At 69.5% G+C, this 3372-nt stretch carries 3 protein-coding genes; 2 read left to right on the forward strand and 1 reads right to left on the reverse strand.

Annotated features, from left to right (window positions below):
* The first annotated feature begins 263 nt into the window (after nt 1–263).
* Nucleotides 264–878 carry a hypothetical protein gene (locus OF819_RS28895; protein ID WP_267246609.1) on the forward strand — a complete coding sequence of 205 codons (615 nt, stop codon included), beginning with the start codon at nt 264–266 and terminating at the stop codon, nt 876–878.
* A gap of 38 nt (nt 879–916) precedes the next feature.
* On the opposite strand, the gene OF819_RS28900 is transcribed toward OF819_RS28895, so the two are convergent.
* Nucleotides 917–1864 (reverse strand): RDD family protein, encoded by a 948-nt coding sequence (locus OF819_RS28900; protein ID WP_267246610.1) that lies wholly within the window; start codon nt 1862–1864, stop codon nt 917–919.
* 152 nt (nt 1865–2016) lie between these two features.
* On the opposite strand from OF819_RS28900, the gene OF819_RS28905 reads away from it, so the two are divergent.
* Nucleotides 2017–3024 carry a stage II sporulation protein M gene (locus OF819_RS28905; protein ID WP_267246611.1) on the forward strand — a complete coding sequence of 336 codons (1008 nt, stop codon included), beginning with the start codon at nt 2017–2019 and terminating at the stop codon, nt 3022–3024.
* The last annotated feature ends 348 nt before the right edge of the window (nt 3025–3372 follow it).

A 3372-nucleotide genomic window follows, 5' to 3' on the forward strand; every position in this document is an offset into this window, starting at 1 on the left:
AACCCACTCCGCGACACGCGCCGCACAGCGCCTTCCGCCACGGAGTCCCGCCCGTCCTCTGCCGGCAGCCCGCCGGCAGAGGACGAACGACCACCCCGGCGCCGGCGGTGCCGGCAGGCCCCCGCACCCCCGTGTCGGGGGCCTGCCCGCACCTGCCGCCCGATGAGCAGTACGGGGCCGTCCGTACTGCTCCCGGATTTCCGGAAGACGGTCAGCTCCGGGAAGACCCGCTAGCGAGCACCTCCGCACAAGGACACGCCCCCATGCCCCGCGGCCGTTATTCGCTCCGTGATCCGCACGATCACACCCCCCTCGGCGAAGAACACTTCCAGTGCGCCCCCGGCCCTTCCGGCTGGCGCTATGTCTCCCAGATCACCACCCCCTCCGGCGACCACGCCGGCTCAGTCGACCTCGCCCTCGACGAACTCGGCCGTCCCCTCCGCCTCGAACTGCACGCCGCCGACTGGCAAGTCCGTGGCGCCGCCCTCGACGGCGTCACCTGGGTCAGGACCGACCCAACCGGCGACCACGCCACTGAAGGCAATGTGCGCGCCCATGCCTTCACCGGCAGATCCCCCGCATTCCTCATCGCGATCGCACGCCTGCTGCGCCTCACCCCCGATTCCCCGGCGACGCGCGTACGCCTTGTCGCCTTCACCGATCCCGTCCTCGCCCCCCTCACCGTCGACCAGTCGTGGGCCCTGGTGAAGAGTGAAGCGCACACCACTGACAATGGGGCCCTGACAGTGGACGAGTACCAGGTCAGCGCCCTGGACACGGGCGAGCAGCACACCGTGCACATCGCCGGCGACGTCGTGCTGGCCGCACCCGGCATCGAGCTCGAAGACCTCGAATCACCGCCGTCCCACTTCCCCTGAGCTGTGGGCGGCCCCGCACCGGCCGAAGCCGAGCAGCATCAGGCAGGCGGCGCAAACCCAGTGGCCGGCGGCTTCTCCGCCCCTGGCCCTGCCCCTGCCTCTGCCCCTGTCTCCGGCACCCGACTCTGATGTGCCGCTGCGGCAGGCTGAACACCGCGGCGCGCCGTGGTGCTGGACTCCTCCTCCGCCCGTGCCTGCTCGCCGAGCACCGACGTCTGCGACGGACCCGCCATCCCGGTCCCCACCGTCCGCCGCGCCTCACGCGACTGCCGTTCATGCACCACAGCGGCCAGATACTCGGCCGGCGGCACACCCTGGGGCACCGGAGCCCCCGTCCGCCCCGCCACATCCGCGGCGAGCCGCCCGGCCATCGACCCGCTCACCGCCGGGTCCAGCTGGTGCATGCGCATCAGGTACTGGCGTATGGCGAGCCACAGCTCATCGGGCACATTCGACAGATCGAGCTGAGCGAACCGACCGATGAGCCAGGGCGGCGGAGGCGGCACGCCCATCGCCCGCGACGCCGACGGCACCCGCTCCCGAACCACCAGCGTGCCTGCGAGCACATCGCCGACCCGCCGCCCCCGTGCGGAGACCAGAGAAGCGATACAGGCGATCACCCCGAACGTCAGCAGGATCTCCACCATCCCGACCGCCCCGCGCACGAGCGCGTGCCGGAATCGGATGGGTCCGCCGTCGTCCCGCACCACACGGAGCCCACAGGCGAGCTTCCCAAGCGACCGCCCATGGCTGAGGGTCTCCACGGCTATCGGCAACCCCACCAGAATCAGCAGAAAAGTCGCGATCGATACCGCCGCAACGGCCGCGTCGTCCAGCGACGCCGTCGCCACCGCAAGCCCGAGGGCCACCGTCAGATAGACCGTCCACACCACAATGAGATCGATGACGATGGCAAGCGCACGGCTGGGCAGCCTGGCCGGCTGAAGTCCCAGCACGACGGCGTCCCCCGTCACAAGCCCGGTCACCTCTGTCCGCCCGCCCTTCGCGTCGGCTTTCCCGGCCCCTCGTTCCCCACCCCTCGTTCTCCACCCCTCGATCCTCAGTCTGCCAAGCTGGCCGACAGAGCGTCGCAGCCGTACAGACCGTATGCCCCCAGCGCCTGGAGCAATCGCCGATCATGGATCTCGACGTCTTTGTGACCGCCCACCGTGCGGAGTGGGAACGCCTGGACGCCCTCCTGAATCGAGGCCGCGGGCTCTCGGGCGACGAGGCCGATGAACTGGTCGCCCTCTACCAGCGCACCGCCACCCACCTGTCGCTCATACAGTCCAGCGCACCCGACCCGCTGCTCACCGCCCGGCTCACCCAGCTCGTCGCGCGCGCCCGCACCACGGTCACGGGAACCCGGCGTGCCTCCTGGCGCGACGCGGTCCAGTTCCTCACCGCCGGCTTTCCCGCGGCCGTTTACCGCACCCGCCACTGGTGGATCCCCACCGCGGTCCTCTCCACACTCCTCGCCGCCGTGATCGGCTGGTGGATCGGCGCGCACCCGGAGGTCCAGGCATCGATCGCGGCCCCACAGGAGCTCCGGGAGCTCACCCGACCCGGTGGAGAGTACGAGGCGTACTACTCCAGTCACCCGGCGGCCTCGTTCGCCGCCCAGGTCTGGACGAACAACGCCCAGGCGGCCGCCTTGTGCCTGGTCCTGGGCGCCTTCCTGTGCGTCCCGGTGCTCTGGATCCTGTTCCTCAACATGCTCAATCTCGGCATCGGGATCGGCCTCATGGCGTCGGCCGGCCGCCTCGACGCCTTTCTGGGCCTGATCCTGCCCCATGGGCTGCTGGAGCTCACCGCCGTCTTCGTCGCGGCAGGCACCGGCCTGCGCCTTGGCTGGACGGTCATCGACCCAGGTCCCCGAACCCGCCGAGCGGCCCTCGCGCAGCGGGGCCGAGCGGCCATCGGCATGGCGATAGGCCTCGCCCTGGTCCTCTTCGTCTCGGGTGTGATCGAAGCCTTTGTCACCCCCTCCGGTCTCCCCACATGGGCGCGCATCGCGATCGGCATCGCCGCTGAGCTGGGCTTTCTTGCGTACGTCTACATCCTCGGGGGCCGCGCCGCCCGCGCGGGCGCGCAGGGAGACGTGGACGAGGCTGCCCAGAGTGCGGAGCTCCCCACAGCCGCCTGATGTGCGTGCGCCCCCTCTGACCTGCTAGTCTTCTCTTCGCCCAGCAAACCCATTGACATGGGAGCGTTGGGGAGGTAGATTCAAACGGTTGCCCGGGGTGGACAGGATCCACCAGGCGCAGTTAGTCTCTATCTCGCTCTCATCGGAAATCTAAATTTCCATAGAGCCCTCCGAATCTTCATCCGAAGCTCGACGCCGATTGGCTCGGTCGAAAAGCTTCTGATAAAGTCGGAGCCGCCGGAAAGGGGAAAGGCGCGAAAGCGCCGGAACCGGAAGGCGGAACCCCTTCCGACGGGGAATCGGACGCGAAAGAGTCTGATAGAGTCGGAAACGCGAAAGCGAAAGCGC

It is taken from the genome of Streptomyces sp. PR69, assembly GCF_026420845.1.
Lineage (GTDB): Bacteria > Actinomycetota > Actinomycetes > Streptomycetales > Streptomycetaceae > Streptomyces.

What these genes read in the sequence shown, in the direction of transcription:
- OF819_RS28895 (WP_267246609.1), top strand. Translation starts at nt 264, where the DNA reads ATGCCCCGCGGCCGTTATTCGCTCCGTGATCCGCACGATCACACCCCC.
- OF819_RS28905 (WP_267246611.1), top strand. Translation starts at nt 2,017, where the DNA reads ATGGATCTCGACGTCTTTGTGACCGCCCACCGTGCGGAGTGGGAACGC.